Source organism: Devosia rhodophyticola, from assembly GCF_028816475.1.
GTDB classification, from domain to species: Bacteria; Pseudomonadota; Alphaproteobacteria; order Rhizobiales; family Devosiaceae; genus Devosia; species Devosia rhodophyticola.
The window spans coordinates 885,001-898,498 of sequence record NZ_CP118247.1; the positions used below are offsets into that span (position 1 = coordinate 885,001).

The 13,498-nt window shown below is 54.0% G+C and carries 11 protein-coding genes, 1 tRNA gene and 1 pseudogene; 5 read left to right on the forward strand and 8 right to left on the reverse strand.

Annotated elements, in window-relative coordinates:
- The 4 genes from PSQ90_RS04330 to PSQ90_RS04340 all read right to left on the reverse strand — a co-directional run bounded on the left by PSQ90_RS04330 (nucleotide 1) and on the right by PSQ90_RS04340 (nucleotide 3,505).
- Nucleotides 1-432, reverse strand: a complete 432-nt coding sequence (locus PSQ90_RS04330; protein WP_282212205.1) for a DUF2948 family protein — start codon at nucleotides 430-432, stop codon at nucleotides 1-3.
- 537 nt (nucleotides 433-969) lie between these two features.
- Nucleotides 970-1,704 carry an HNH endonuclease gene (locus tag PSQ90_RS17120; RefSeq protein ID WP_407648163.1) on the reverse strand — a complete coding sequence of 245 codons (735 nt, stop codon included), beginning with the start codon at nucleotides 1,702-1,704 and terminating at the stop codon, nucleotides 970-972.
- 223 nt (nucleotides 1,705-1,927) lie between these two features.
- A complete protein-coding gene (gene murA, locus PSQ90_RS04335) occupies nucleotides 1,928-3,220 on the reverse strand; it encodes a UDP-N-acetylglucosamine 1-carboxyvinyltransferase (RefSeq protein WP_282212206.1) in 1,293 nt (430 codons plus the stop codon).
- Between the two features lie 129 nt (nucleotides 3,221-3,349).
- Nucleotides 3,350-3,505 carry a hypothetical protein gene (locus PSQ90_RS04340; protein WP_282212207.1) on the reverse strand — a complete coding sequence of 52 codons (156 nt, stop codon included), beginning with the start codon at nucleotides 3,503-3,505 and terminating at the stop codon, nucleotides 3,350-3,352.
- Between the two features lie 176 nt (nucleotides 3,506-3,681).
- On the opposite strand from PSQ90_RS04340, the gene PSQ90_RS04345 reads away from it, so the two are divergent.
- The 3 genes from PSQ90_RS04345 to PSQ90_RS04355 all read left to right on the forward strand — a co-directional run bounded on the left by PSQ90_RS04345 (nucleotide 3,682) and on the right by PSQ90_RS04355 (nucleotide 6,859).
- Nucleotides 3,682-3,756: transfer RNA gene (locus PSQ90_RS04345), tRNA-Thr, on the forward strand.
- Nucleotides 3,757-4,176: 420 nt separating this feature from the next.
- Entirely contained in the window at nucleotides 4,177-5,448 is a 1,272-nt protein-coding gene (locus PSQ90_RS04350; RefSeq protein WP_282212208.1) for a glycosyltransferase family 4 protein, read from the forward strand.
- 88 nt (nucleotides 5,449-5,536) lie between these two features.
- A complete protein-coding gene (locus PSQ90_RS04355; RefSeq protein WP_282212209.1) occupies nucleotides 5,537-6,859 on the forward strand; it encodes a DUF2793 domain-containing protein in 1,323 nt (440 codons plus the stop codon).
- Here the strand turns inward: PSQ90_RS04355 and PSQ90_RS04360 are convergent.
- Nucleotides 6,838-7,926, reverse strand: coding sequence for a glycosyltransferase family 4 protein (locus PSQ90_RS04360; RefSeq protein WP_282212210.1), 1,089 nt, complete (start codon nucleotides 7,924-7,926; stop codon nucleotides 6,838-6,840). The two genes, PSQ90_RS04355 and PSQ90_RS04360, sit on opposite strands and share 22 nt — an antisense overlap.
- A 235-nt stretch (nucleotides 7,927-8,161) precedes the next feature.
- Here PSQ90_RS04360 and PSQ90_RS04365 point away from each other — a divergent pair, with 235 nt between their 5' ends.
- Nucleotides 8,162-9,436 (forward strand): lipopolysaccharide biosynthesis protein, encoded by a 1,275-nt coding sequence (locus PSQ90_RS04365; protein ID WP_282212211.1) that lies wholly within the window; start codon nucleotides 8,162-8,164, stop codon nucleotides 9,434-9,436.
- A gap of 1 nt (nucleotide 9,437) precedes the next feature.
- Here the strand turns inward: PSQ90_RS04365 and PSQ90_RS04370 are convergent, their stop codons facing one another.
- Nucleotides 9,438-10,178 carry a hypothetical protein gene (locus tag PSQ90_RS04370; protein ID WP_282212212.1) on the reverse strand — a complete coding sequence of 247 codons (741 nt, stop codon included), beginning with the start codon at nucleotides 10,176-10,178 and terminating at the stop codon, nucleotides 9,438-9,440.
- A 1,087-nt stretch (nucleotides 10,179-11,265) separates the two neighbouring features.
- Between PSQ90_RS04370 and PSQ90_RS04375 the strand changes: the two genes are divergently transcribed.
- Nucleotides 11,266-11,556, forward strand: a complete 291-nt coding sequence (locus PSQ90_RS04375) for a hypothetical protein (protein ID WP_282212213.1) — start codon at nucleotides 11,266-11,268, stop codon at nucleotides 11,554-11,556.
- 90 nt (nucleotides 11,557-11,646) lie between these two features.
- Here the strand turns inward: PSQ90_RS04375 and PSQ90_RS04380 are convergent.
- Nucleotides 11,647-12,403 (reverse strand): annotated as a pseudogene (locus tag PSQ90_RS04380) (SDR family NAD(P)-dependent oxidoreductase).
- Between the two features lie 66 nt (nucleotides 12,404-12,469).
- Nucleotides 12,470-13,471 carry a substrate-binding domain-containing protein gene (locus PSQ90_RS04385; RefSeq protein ID WP_282212214.1) on the reverse strand — a complete coding sequence of 334 codons (1,002 nt, stop codon included), beginning with the start codon at nucleotides 13,469-13,471 and terminating at the stop codon, nucleotides 12,470-12,472.
- Nucleotides 13,472-13,498: the final 27 nt, after the last annotated feature.

Here is a 13,498-nt window from a genome sequence, read left to right on the forward strand (position 1 = left end):
TCAGTCGAGGACGTGGGCAGGCTTGGCGGCTGCGGCCCAGGTGGCCCCCAGATCGGAGAGGCGCGCCTCAAGGCATTCGACCCCTAGCCGAACCGAGCCGCCACCGGCAAAATTCAGCTCGATAATGCCAGCGGGCCCATCAATGGCTTCATACTGGATCGACAACAGCTCGAGCACACCATCTTGAGCATTTGTATCTATGCCGGCGGTAGCGACCGACTGGACGCCATCAAAATGCAACGCGGCACGCTTGCGCTGGCCTTTGGCGCGGCCCGAGCCGCTTTCCCAATCGAAGCGATTCATCAGCATGGCAAAGCGGCGATCCTTGCGGGCATAGCCCATGTCGCCGACGCGGATCACCGCATCCTGCACGTGGGTCGAGATCACTTCGAGATCTTCGCTATCGAGAGCCAATAGCTTGAGGTCGGTCATCGTCACTGTCCTTGCCGTTCGGGGTGAACCCTATCTGGTCATGCCCGCCCCGATCTACAAGTTTGTCGGGATGGGGGCAATGTGTTTAGGCACCATGGCCGTGCGGAAACGCCGCCCGGCGCGAAAACCTGCGGTTGGAAAAGATTGCGACATGCGGCGAGAACCGGCCTCATGTGATTTTTAAGTTACGAGACTGGTCTCGCCGCATGCGATGGGCTTTCAGGACTATGGAGCGCTTTGTTCCAGCCTGGCCGGACAAACCCGTCACACGGACCCAGGAGCGCGCGACCGCCTCCCACCCATCTGCTCTCCCACGGACCGTTCGTCGCGACCCCGCAATCGCGTGGGGAGTGAAACCATTGTGCCAGAGGTTTTGGGCGTGGGGATAAGTTTTGGTTTCTTGGGGTGTGTCGGCGTGGAGGAAGTATCGGCGCAGGTGTGGTTTTGGTGTGTTGCTGACCTTCCGCCCGCACCATGTCATTCCGGCGGAGGCCGGAATCCATCATGACATGCCGCAACCGTGGGCGCGGAAGGATCTCACGATGGACCCCGGGTCAAGCCCGGGGTGACACTGAGAGGGGGAATAGGTGACGCGCTAGTGGGGACATGCCGGCGGGCTGGTTTCAGGCACCACTTTCCTTTGGAAAGTCTCGCCAAGACGTATGTCCGGTATGCTTTCGGACTGAGTGGGCGCTTTCGTTTATGTCGCCGATTATTGCAATACCAGCATGCAGCCACAACGTTTTCACGCGTGTCCTTGCCGCCCTCGCACCGGGCGAGTAGGTGCTCCGCCGTGCATCTGTTCAATTTCAGTCCATCAGCTGGCGACATCGGTCGCCTACAATACCAGCAGTGACCACCTTGGCGGTCGTGGGCATCGTCCCGCAATTTCCTAAGATTTGCCATGCAAACTTCCAAGATCAATGACGATCCAGAAAGTTGCCGCAACCTAAATAGGTGCCCCTGCACTCGGCCGTCATGAACGGGCAACGGACGGGCCTCACATGACCCGACCCTGATATGTGCGAAGAAAATATAGCATTGGTGCTGGTCGACCGCAAGGATGGGACAGCGTGCTATGGGCCAGTACCCATCTGCTCTCTCACGTACCGTTCGTCGCGATCCGCAGTCGCGTGGGGAGCGGGGACAACTGTGGCAGAGGTTTTGCGGGTGGGGATAAGTTTTGGTTTTTTGGGGTGTGTCGGCGTGGAGGAGGTATCGGCGCAGGTGTGGTTTTGGTGTGTTGCTGACCTTCCGCCCGCACCATGTCATTCCGGCGGGGGCCGGGGTCCATCATGACATGCCGCAACCGTGGGCGCGGAAGGATCTCACGATGGACCCCGGGTCAAGCCCGGGGTGACACTGTGCTTTGGGGGCAGGAAGTGCGGGTGTGTGGTGACACCGCGAGGGGGAAAAGAACACTGCGAGGGGCTAAAATCGGTGCCCCTGAACACGAGCGGGCGTCCCCTACGGGTTTTGAGGGCAGTGGATTTGATCAGCCGGCGAGGCGCTCGATTTCAGCGCCGCAGCGGCTGAGTTTTTCTTCGAGACGTTCAAAACCACGATCGAGATGGTAGATGCGATTGACGATGGTTTCGCCCTGAGCGGCAAGCCCCGCGATGACCAGCGACACCGAGGCGCGCAAATCGGTGGCCATGACCTGGGCGCCCTTGAGCGCCGGTTTGCCGGTAATGGTAGCCAATTGACCGTCAACGCGAATGTCGGCACCAAAGCGGGCCAGTTCGGCCACATGCATATAGCGATTTTCAAAGATGGTTTCGCGAATGTTGGAAACCCCATCGGCCATGGTCATCAACGCCATGAACTGGGCTTGAAGATCGGTCGGAAAATCGGGAAACGGTGCGGTATCCACATCGACCGAGCGAATGCCATTACCATTGCGCCGGACGCGCAAGCCGCCCGGCTCCTCGGTCAGTTCGGTGCCGGTTCCGGCCAACACGCCAAGAGCGGCCTGTAAATGTTGGGGCTTGGCACCGCGCAGCAGAAGATCGCCGCCGGTCATGGCGGCTGCCATGGCAAAGGTACCGGTTTCGATGCGGTCGGGAATGACTTCCACGGTAGCGCCGTGCAGCTTTTCGACGCCCTCAATGGTCAGAGTGCGGGTGCCGATACCGGAGATTTTTGCGCCCATCGCCACAAGGCATTCGGCGACGTTAGTGACTTCGGGTTCCTGGGCGGCATTTTCGATAATGGTGGTGCCGCGCGCCAGCGTTGCGGCCATCAATATTGTATGGGTCGCGCCGACTGAAACCTTGGGGAAGACAATATGGGCGCCGATCAGACCGCCCTCGGGGGCCTTGGCAACGACATAGCCTTCGTCAATGTCGATTTCCGCGCCCAGCGCCTTGAGACCGAACAGGAACAAATCGACAGGGCGTGTACCAATAGCGCAGCCGCCGGGCAGCGAAACACGGGCATTGTGCTCGCGCGCCAGCAAGGGGCCAATGACCCAAAAGCTGGCCCGCATTTTCGATACCAGTTCATATGGAGCCGTTGTATCGACGATGTCGGCGGCGTGGAAGGTCATGCGCTGGCCAACCCCTTCCGCCTCGCCGCGCCGACGGCCGTGAACGGCAATATCAACGCCATGGTTTTCCATGATGCGCTCGAGCTGCTTGACGTCGGCGAGGCGGGGCACATTTTCCAGCACCAGCGGCTCGTCGGTCAGCAATGAGGCGATCATCAGCGGCAGGGCAGCGTTCTTGGCGCCCGAGATGACGATCTCGCCACGCAGTTCATTTCCACCCACCAGGCGAATGCGATCCATGTCGTTTCCTAAGCTTACGGGCGCAAAAAGCCCAGTGCGCGGCAGGCAGCCGCAAAAGAGATTGGGTCAATAGCTGTTTCGGCCCGCCGCTTCAAGGCAGAGGCCCGGCCAGCTTGGGGCTAAAATGGTTTACGATTGCTTGCCGGGCGACGTTTCTGGCTCCAACGGGGCGGCGGCATCTGCATCCGCACGGGCTTTTGTCTGATTCTTGCGACGACGCAGGTTTTCACGCAGCTTTGCGGCCAATTTTTGCTCGCGGGCTTTGGCTTGCTCGGATTTGGTCATGGTTTTTCAGGGGTTGGCGGGCGAATGAGGCAGGTTGGTGCACGCTGGTCGCAATTATTGCGGCGCGCCCGGCTGTGGGCGAGTTGAGTTTATGCGCTTTTTGGCCTTGCGTCGAGGTTTACCCTATGGCAGTAGAGCCGCGGTGCCGAGCGTGGGTTTCCCCTCGCGCCAACAATGCTGCCGTAGCTCAGTGGTAGAGCACCCCCTTGGTAAGGGGGAGGCCGACAGTTCAATCCTGTCCGGCAGCACCATTATATCAAAGGTTTAGCGAGGTTTCGTGGCTACTCCCTGTTGCGAGGGGACTGGTCTGGGAAGTTCGCGTGCGCTGCGAAGCCGTTCCCCAACCGAGCTATTCTTTTAGCGACGGTCGCTGCGTTGTGGTGACCAGGTTTCGATGACGCGTGCGTCTTCAGCTCCGCGTTCGATTAATTCGCCATTTCCTCCCACGCTGCACTTGGCCAAACTGGGCCGCGCATTGCGACGTATCGGCTTCAACACCCGGCAACTATTGCAAATTTCCCAGCGTTTGATATTTAGCATGCTATTATTATGCTATCGAATCGTATTTGTGCAATTGAAATTGAGTGTCTCGTTCTGGAGGACATGTGCGGCCCTGCCTCAGGCGCAATTGTAATGCCGCCCTCAATTCTCCAACGAGATGAATTTTCCTGATGAATATCTGGTATTTCAACCACTATGCAGGCGGTCCCGGCATTGGTAGAGCGCTCCGTCCTTATCATTTATCGCGCGCCTGGGCCGATGTTGGCCATACCACCACAATTTTTGTCGCCAGCTTTCACCATCTGCAGGATACCCCCGAGCCGCTGCCACCGGAAATGGTGGTAGATGGCGTTCGCTATATATCGCTGCCGACGCGGCCCTATTTGGGCAATGGACTGGGTCGGCTCAAGAACATGAATGACTATTGCCGCGCAATGATGCGTTTGACCGCGCGGGTGCCCAACGATCTAGCCAAGCCCGACGTAATTATTATTAGCTCGCCCCAGCCATATGCGATTTTTTCGGCCGTTAAACTGGCTCGCCGCTATGGCGCGCAACTGACGCTTGAAGTGCGCGATCTGTGGCCCCTGTCGCTGGTCGAAATCAACGGCAACAGCAAATTTCACCCCTTTGTGTTGTTCACCGCCTTTACCGAGTGGTTTGCCTATACCAAAGCCCATCTGGTTGCCTCACTTTTGGGTGGTGCTGAAGCGCACATGCGCGCTCATGGGTTGGGTCCAAATAAATTTGTGCATGTGCCCAATGGTGTTTCCACTGCCAGCATGATTGCGCCCGAAATCCCCCGTAGTGCTGCGGGCAAGGAGGCTGCGGCGCAGATCGCCGCCTGGAAAGCCGAAGGCCGCCTCATTGCCATTCATCCCGGTGCTCAGGGGATCCCCAATGGTCTGGACAAATTGCTTGAGGTCATGAGTCGGCTGAACGCGCAGGGGCTGGAAAGCCAGTATGGCGTTTTGTTGGTGGGCAAGGGTGGGATGACCGACCAGCTCAAGGCCGATGCGGCGGAGCGCCAACTGCCCAATGTGCGCTTCATCGATCCGGTGCCCAACACCGAATCTCGCTGGTTAAGCAGCGCAAGTGACATCGGGTATTCTGGCAAGCGCGATGACCGCAATGTCTTTCGCCACGGCACCAGCTTCAACAAGACAATTGAGTTCATGCAGGCGGGTTTACCAATATTGCTGCCCATCTATTCGCCACACAGCCTAGTCGCGCAGTCCGGTTGCGGGATTGTAACTGGAACTGATGAAGCAAACGCCATCGCCAAAGCATTCACTCAATTGCTCGAAATGTCGCCAGATGACCGCGCTCGAATGGGCGAGAAAGGCCGCGCATATGTAGCCGAGCGGCTCGATTATTACAAAATCGCTGCCGACTATATTGCCGCGATTGAGCAAACGCAAAACGCCATCGCCAACAACTGACCGTCTATGCGACGCTTCTGTCCTGCTTATCCTCCCTCTCTTGAATGGTCCTAGTCTTGGTTGAAATCATAAAACCAGGATCTGGACCATGGACCGCACACAGCATTTGAGCCTTCCCTACATCATGCCCGAGCAGGCACAAAAATTTTTCACCCACAATCAGGGGTTAAATACGCTCGATGGGCTTGTCATGCTGGCGGTCACAAGCCGCAGCCTGTCGCTGGCTCCGGCAACTCCGGCACTGGGAGGGCGCTATATTGTTGCCGCCGCCCCTACCGGCGCGTGGAGCGGACAAGCCGATATGGTTGCGCTCTTTCAAGACAATGCATGGACGTTTCTGACCCCGCAGGAAGGGTGGCTGGCCTGGTGCAGCGCCGAAACACAAATGCTGGTCTTTACCGACAGCAGTTGGAGGCCATTGCAACCCGATCAATATGCGCGCCTCGGCATTAACACTGATGCCGATCTGACCAATCGTCTTGCGGTTTCTGCCCCCGCCACGTTGCTTACCCATGAGGGTGGCAGCCATCGGCTGGTGGTCAACAAAGCCAGCGGCGGCGATACTGCAAGCCTGGTTTTTCAGAACGATTATTCCGGCCGGGCCGAATTGGGCCTGGCGGGCGACGATCGGCTCTCGTTCAAAGTCAGCGCTGATGGCAGCACTTTTGTTGAGGCCATGAGCATTGATCCAGCCACCGGCAAACCCAGTTTCCCGCAGGCCAAGTTCCTGTCAAATTATGCGGTCAATCTTTATCAGGATAGCGGTCGTTTTGGTGGCAATGGCGTAACCGGCACCAGCATTGCTGCCTTCGCCTTTCCCAACTATTTGACCCCCTATAATGGCGCGACCGTTACAGGTCTGGCAAAATTCATCCACAACAACAATGACTATGGTGGGGCCTCCGGGGCACTGAATGCACACGTCCGGGATTTGATCGATACGATCCGAGATGCCAGCTATCGCCGGTATGGCCCTGAGTTCTGGGTTGCTCAAATCACTATGGGCAGCGGCACCGGAAGCGGCCCCGCATTGGTTGATGACCTATCAGGATATTTTTGCCTGTTCGGCGCCTTCACGGTTCAGCCACCGGCCATGACTTTCCATGCCTACGTGCGCGCTCTGGACCAGGCGATCATCGTCAAACTTTATCCCGGCCAAACTGCCACCGCCAATGGCACGACCCACGGCGAAACCTTTGCCATCTCCCCGGCCGACAATTGGGTGTCAGTGACAATCGCGCACGACCTTAACCCACGCACGAGCAATGGTTATAACCCGTCGCCCATCGGCATCTACGTGCAAGACGCGGGTGATAAATTCCTGCTTGCCTGCCCTGCCCTTATGGGCGGCATAGCCACAATCGACGACAATGTCGGCGTCATCGCCAGTTACAATAGCTGGTCCGCCTGATTCAAATCGCTGGCGTCACAACCCATGGTTTCTGCATAAAATTGCAGTAGTTTTTGTTCTTCAATGCTCCAATTGTAACGCTCGGTCACAGCGCTTCGGCCATTGGCGCCCAGACGCTGTGCCAGTGCCGGATCACCAACCAATTGGTCGATCGCCGCCGCAATCGCTACCGGGTCCCGCGGGTCAACTAGAACGCCGCAGTCATTGCCTGCAATAATCTCGCGCCACAATGGAAAGTCCGAGGCGATCACCGGTAACCCCGCCGACATATATTCGAACATTTTGTTCGGCTGAGACTCAATATGATTGGGTGCCGGCTTGAACGTAACAAGGCCAGCTATGGAACGTTTAAGAACCTCACGAACGGCAATGCGGTCCAAAAAACCCAGGACGTTGACGTGTTGCCATCCCGCGCGCCGCTTGGTTGCCTGCTCAGTAACAGGTTCTGAAAACTTACCAACCAAATTTAGCCGTGCGCCCGATGCCACGGTCTCAAACGCCTGAACGACTTCGGAGATGCCTCGAATTGCCGTTATGCCGCCAACATAGCAAACTTCGTTGTTTTTCTGGTTCCAACCGACGGCGGCGTCCAATTCACCCAGCATCGGGAAATTATTGATATTGATGCTACGGATACGGTTTTTCTCAAAGATGTCACGAATGTGGGGCGTGGCCGCGAAAACGGCGTCCAAGCGTCGGCAGACAAATTTTTCAACAATTTCAATGCACATGGAAATAGGCTTACGAAGAACCGGAGCGATATAAGGTTTGCCCAAAATCTGTCGGGGCAAATCCTCATGCACATCAAAAATGACCTTTTTGCCACGTCGCTTCAACAAATAGCCGATGGGCAATAACTCGGGATCGTGAAGATGATATATGTCCGCGTCCAGCGCCAATGCCTGCCGAAAAATCCGCCAAGCTGCCAAAGTGACGCGCTTTAGCCGCCCTCTAGCGGCGCCCACATCAATAATACTAACGCCATCCTTGATCTCCCCACCCCGCCCATCGGCCACCACGAGAGAAATCTGATACCCAGCTGCCGCCAAGCTGCGGCACTGTTTCAAAAATATCCGTGTGTCATATCGGGTGTGAACAGACGTAAGGTGGGCAACTTTAGATTGGAGCAAAATTTCCTCGGACATTTTTGTTGGTCATCGACCCGGCAGCTATTGACGGGACATTCAACCGACAAATCAAGCGGCGCTATTCTACGGAAAATGGCAGACAATAATCATTTTCTTTAATTTTTGGCACAGACTGGGTTAGGTCAAACGCACATATAACCGAGTAGTCGATAAATTGAATATCATTGATAAATTTAATAGTTTGAAGCGATCAGAAAACACCGCGCTTTTTTCTCAAAGCATGCTCATCCAACTTTCCGGCTACGCTATTTCGCTCGCTTTGACGCCATTGGCGATCGCCTTTTATACACCTGCTCAGTTTGGCATGTTCGCCGTCGTGATATTTGTCGCTAATCTTTTTGGCACTTTTGGGGGCTTCAAGCTTGAATGGGCGGTTATAAATGAGCATTCAAACAATATCGTCAATTTGCTCTTAAATTTTTGCGCTAGCTTGCTATTATTTTGGGGTTTCGCCATTCTAATCGGCGCTTGGCTTTTGCCAGAAAAGGTCTTTGCCGCCTTCAATATCGATCGCAATGCTATCTTCTTTGCCGCGCCGATCGCCCTTGTGACCGGATTGGGCATATTCTGGCAGGCATTTGGAATACGCCTACGGCGCTATCAGGACGTATATCTGGCACGTAACACGGTGATGGTATCACGCCAGCTTGTGCAGATTGGGTTGGGTCTATTTTGGCCCTCGATAACAGCGCTTTTGCTGGCTGAGGTCGTGTCCAGGGCCGCTGGCATTCAGATATTGCTTACCCGCTTGCAGACCCGTCTGCGATTTTTGGCTCCTAAACAATTCGTCCGGTTTTTTGGCCCAATTGTGCCTCAGCGATACGGGCACTATGCAAAAGTGGCACTGCCATCGAGTCTGGCTACGTTCATCATGACCAGTAGCCTGGCCGTCCTCATCGTGCCGCTTTATGGTGTTGAGGTTGCAGGGGCATATTGGCTGGTTCAACGCATATTCGGCATTCCCGTAGCCCTGATTGGAAACGTTGCTGCCGACCTATTTCAAGGGCAGATTGCCCGTCGCGCGGACAAGCACCAAATTGTCAGCCATATGCGGCAAATGACCGTGCTCTTAGGGGGCTTTGCATTACTCATCATGCCCACCGGCGCGTTGGCCTTCTGGTTTTTGACGCAGAGGTTCTATGATGGAAAATGGGCGCTAAGCGGTGAGCTGGCGCTCTATTTCATCCCCGCTGTTTGCATCCAGTTCGTCACCTCGCCCCTTAGCCGCGTCCTAATCGTTCTTAAAAAGATGAATTACAAATACGTATTCGACGCAATTTTGTTTTCCGGTTTACTTATTTGGGGAGTGACGACAGTACTCGGTTATTTGAGCTTCACACAATCCATAGGCCTCCTCGTTAGCGTGCAAACACTCGCATATCTGGCTTACATGTGGATATGCTTCTACTTGGTGCGGAACGCGATATAATTCAACTTATCTTTGATGTGTTCTTCACAAGGTCATTTGTAGTCGCGACCGCAAAAACCAGAAAAAAGAAGACCCTTCCCAAAGACGTAATATCGCCCGCTTTCATAGACACAAAAAATATGCCAGCCGCCAAAAAGCTAAGAGCGACCCAATTTCGTTTAATGTTTTTTGAACGTGCCGTCGAAACGGCAATAAAAATGGTCGCGAACAACAAAGCTGCAAAGAAAACAAAAAACGCAACGGGCCCGGTCTCATAATATATCTCCACGGCGATATTGTGTGGATATTTAAAATCACCATATTGTTTTGCAAAGCTCCCCAATCCATTTCCCGATACGACGCCAATTAAATTTTCTAACGATGCATCTGCAGGCCCAGCCTGCGCCTCTGCTGTCAATTTGGACTTGGCCAGAGTGCCATCGATCCCGGATAGGCCATCAAAGATAAGCTGGAGTCTTACTGCAACACTTGTGTTGAACAGCGCTCGCCAAGCATAGACATTTGCTTCGTTGTGAAGAGGAAATGCCAAGAGAAAAAATATAGCAAAACACGAAATCAATTTAAGTAATTTAAATTTTAATTGTTCACTTTGAGGAAATCTAACAATAAAAATGGCGATAATGCTAGATATGATTATAACGGTTTCAGCACGTCTATTAATCCAAAACGCAACAAATAAAAATAGCGGAGCAATGATCCACGTTTTGCGAAATGCAAGCGCGCCACAACTTCCCGCAACCATAATAATACCGTAACCAACTAACGAAAACCCCTAGCGGCGTCGTCAGAGTAAAATGAGCGTACCGATACGTAATCATATGACGAAATGGTTTCGAAATGAGTCAAAACTCTAAATGAAGAAACAATTGCGATGCAAATCGCAAATGTCATAAATCCGTTGATGTATTTCCCTCTATTTTCAGCGGTTGAAACTATCAGCATCGCAATCAACGCCGACGTTGATACCAAAATGTATTTCAACAATTTGGATAAATAATAGTCTTTTTCTACCGAATGCCAATCGAAAGGATGAAATAATACAGATATTTGATCTGAATCTGCAGAAATAATTACAAATATACACAATAATAAAAATAGCAATATCAAGTATAGAGAAGATTTTTTTCTTTTTTTGAAACACCAACGTACAATATTGGTAATATCATCGCCAAAGAGTACGAAACGTATGATCCAGATATCGGCCCAATTCTTCCAAAAAACGGCAATAGTATAACTGCGGACAACAGGAATCCAATTGTGTTGTTAATTGTTGCAAATTTTGATATGGTGATGTGTTTCAATTGAATTCTTCCGCCACGGTATGTAATATTTTCCAATTCTCTGACAGATTTATTTGATTATATTTACGTATTAATCTATTTTTTTGAAGATTATCCTGAATGTATTATTACTTTATATCAAGGTTGATTTAGTTTACTGCGACATAGTTTTTATTTTTGGGTCTATGGCTGCATTGAGATTGCGGCGTCGTCGCATCTTGATATGCGCCCCATTAGTTCAACACCCAGGATGAACTGGATAGCACGCGCTCACGCCAACATCGGCAGCCTGCGTTTGTTTGGACGCGAACAGATTGTTCCTATTGACCCCGCTTACCCGAAAGCTTGCGGCTTTGTAAACACGCTGCGCGCGTTTATTGTCGCGTGTCCGACTTTACTACAAATAGCCAGCGACCTGCTTTCCAATTTTTAAATTGGCCGTCAGCTTGGCGTAATGTGGGGTCTGGCAGGTTGGTTTGGCGGGCGGAAACTGGGCCGAACCTCCCCGGCTTTGACAGTTTTAGCGGCGCGGAAAAATGGAAAATGATCATGACCAGGAATTCTTACTCTCGCAAGATTGCCCATGGTGCGGCGGCTTTGGCACTGTTGGTGGCTGGTGGGTTTGCTCTTGCCACGCCGGCGAGCGCCAGCACCCAGAACTGCATGATGCTGGAAAATCCGCCGGTGTCGCTGACGCAGGAGCTGAGCACTGATGAACAATCCGCCATCAATGCTCGCATCACCCAGTGTCAGGAGGCCCAGGCCCAGCAAGTCGATCAGCAATTTGCCAAATCGACAGACAACGACACCAGCAAGCCGGTGTCTACGGTTCTTTATTAGACCGTTAGAGCATTGATACGAGCCTGGAGGCGCTGAAACACGATGTTTCAGCGCCCCTTTTTTAGGCTGCACCCACGGAACATCGCGCCGCTAATAGGTGGCGCGGCCGCCGGAGAGGTCGAAGGTTGAGGCGGTGGTGAAGGAGTTTTCCTTTGTGGCGAGCCAGCAGATCATCGAGGCCGCCTCGGAGAGTTCGAGCATTCGCCCGCGCGGTATCTTGGCGAGGATCATCTTGAGGAAGTCGGGGTCCTGACTCATGGCCATGGTGGTTTTCGCCACTGCGGGGGTTACTGCATTGACGGCGATGTCGTATCCGGCCAGTTCCTTGCCCAAGGACTTGGTCAGCGCCAGAACGCCAGCCTTGGTGGATGAGTAGGCGGGCGCATTGGGGTTGCCCTCCTTGCCCGCAACGGAACTGACATTGACGATGCGCCCATAATTTTGGGCGATCATGTGGGGCACTACGGCGCGGCAGACGTTGAAGGTGCCGATCAACCCGATCTGGACCACATCCCTGAAAGCCTCTGGCGGATATTCCCATGTTGGGGCATTAGGGCCGACGATGGCGGCATTGTTGATCAACACATCTATCCTGCCGAATTTTTCGAGCACGGCAGCCACACCGGATCTCGACCGCTGAAAGATCGGCAATATTGACGTTGAGCCCCAACAGTCGATCCGGGTCGGCGCCAAGATTGTCTGCCAGTTTATCGAGCAAGGCTGTGTCGATGTCCCAGACCGCAACCCTGCCGCCACTGGCCAGAATGCGCTCGGCAACGGTGAAGCCGATGCCCTGCCCACCCCCGGTGACGATGGCGACGTGATCGTTGAAGTCATAGGTGTTCATGATGATGTTCCAAACGGGCAGGACCGAGAAAGGCGCCGACACCAACGTGCCGGCGCCCAAGTCAAATCAGAAGTCGAAATCGTCGATATTGTCGGCGTTAAAGGTCGTGAGTTCGGCCTGTGTATTCATGACATTATGTTCGCCGATGGTGATAGTGCCCAGCTCGGGAACCTCAAAGGTAGCGCCAACCTCGTTCTTGATGGTGCCATTCTTGACACCAACAGCGAAATAGGCGGCCAACAGGCCTTCGTTATAGGGGCTCCAGAGTTGAACGGCTTCGACGGTACCGTCCTTGATGAAGGGGCGCATCTGGTTGGGCGTGCCCAAACCCGTCAACTTGACCTCATCGGCCTTACCCGCAGACTGGATGACCTGAGCCGCCGCGGCGACGCCAACGGTGGTGGGCGAGATGATGCCCTTGAGGTCAGGATAGGTCTGAAGCAGGGCTTCGGCTTCGGTTGTCGACTTTTGTGGTTCGTCATCGCCATAGACTGTGGCGACCAGATTCATGTCCTTGTATTTTGGATTGGTCTTGAGGCTATCCACCATCGCGGCGATCCAGGTGTTCTGGTCAGGCGCATCAGTTGTGGCCGAAAGGACGGCAATCTCACCCTTGTAGCCAATCATCGAGCCGACAAGTTCAACCTGTCCGGGGCCGGTCTTGGTGAAATCGACCGGCAGGATAGCCGCGTCGCGGTGCTCGTAATTGTCAACCAGATCGCCGTTGACGGCCAAGACCAGAATGCCGCGCGAACGGGCACGATCCAGCACCTGATTCATGGCATCGGGGCTATTGGGCGAAATGGCAATGACGTCCACGCCGCGTTGGGTCTGGGCGGTGATGAAGGGGATTTGCGAAGTGGCTTCAGCGGTCGCGGGTGCGGCCATGGTGAACTCGCAATTGAGCTCCTTGCAGGCATCTTCGAAGCCAGCAACCAAGGAGTCAAAATAGGGATTACCGGTGTTTTTAGGGATATAGACGATGGACACCGGATCCTGTGCCAAAGCGGCGCCTGAGATCAGCGCGACGCTGAGCGAAATTCCGAGAAGTAGCGATTTCTTGAACATTTGAGTCCTCCTGAAGTTAAAACGTTG

What these genes read in the sequence shown, in the direction of transcription:
- PSQ90_RS04330 (WP_282212205.1), bottom strand. Translation starts at nt 432, where the DNA reads ATGACCGACCTCAAGCTATTGGCTCTCGATAGCGAAGATCTCGAAGTG.
- PSQ90_RS17120 (WP_407648163.1), bottom strand. Translation starts at nt 1,704, where the DNA reads ATGACATGGTGCGGGCGGAAGGTCAGCAACACACCAAAACCACACCTG.
- murA (WP_282212206.1), bottom strand. Translation starts at nt 3,220, where the DNA reads ATGGATCGCATTCGCCTGGTGGGTGGAAATGAACTGCGTGGCGAGATC.
- PSQ90_RS04340 (WP_282212207.1), bottom strand. Translation starts at nt 3,505, where the DNA reads ATGACCAAATCCGAGCAAGCCAAAGCCCGCGAGCAAAAATTGGCCGCA.
- PSQ90_RS04350 (WP_282212208.1), top strand. Translation starts at nt 4,177, where the DNA reads ATGAATATCTGGTATTTCAACCACTATGCAGGCGGTCCCGGCATTGGT.
- PSQ90_RS04355 (WP_282212209.1), top strand. Translation starts at nt 5,537, where the DNA reads ATGGACCGCACACAGCATTTGAGCCTTCCCTACATCATGCCCGAGCAG.
- PSQ90_RS04370 (WP_282212212.1), bottom strand. Translation starts at nt 10,178, where the DNA reads ATGGTTGCGGGAAGTTGTGGCGCGCTTGCATTTCGCAAAACGTGGATC.
- PSQ90_RS04375 (WP_282212213.1), top strand. Translation starts at nt 11,266, where the DNA reads ATGACCAGGAATTCTTACTCTCGCAAGATTGCCCATGGTGCGGCGGCT.
- PSQ90_RS04385 (WP_282212214.1), bottom strand. Translation starts at nt 13,471, where the DNA reads ATGTTCAAGAAATCGCTACTTCTCGGAATTTCGCTCAGCGTCGCGCTG.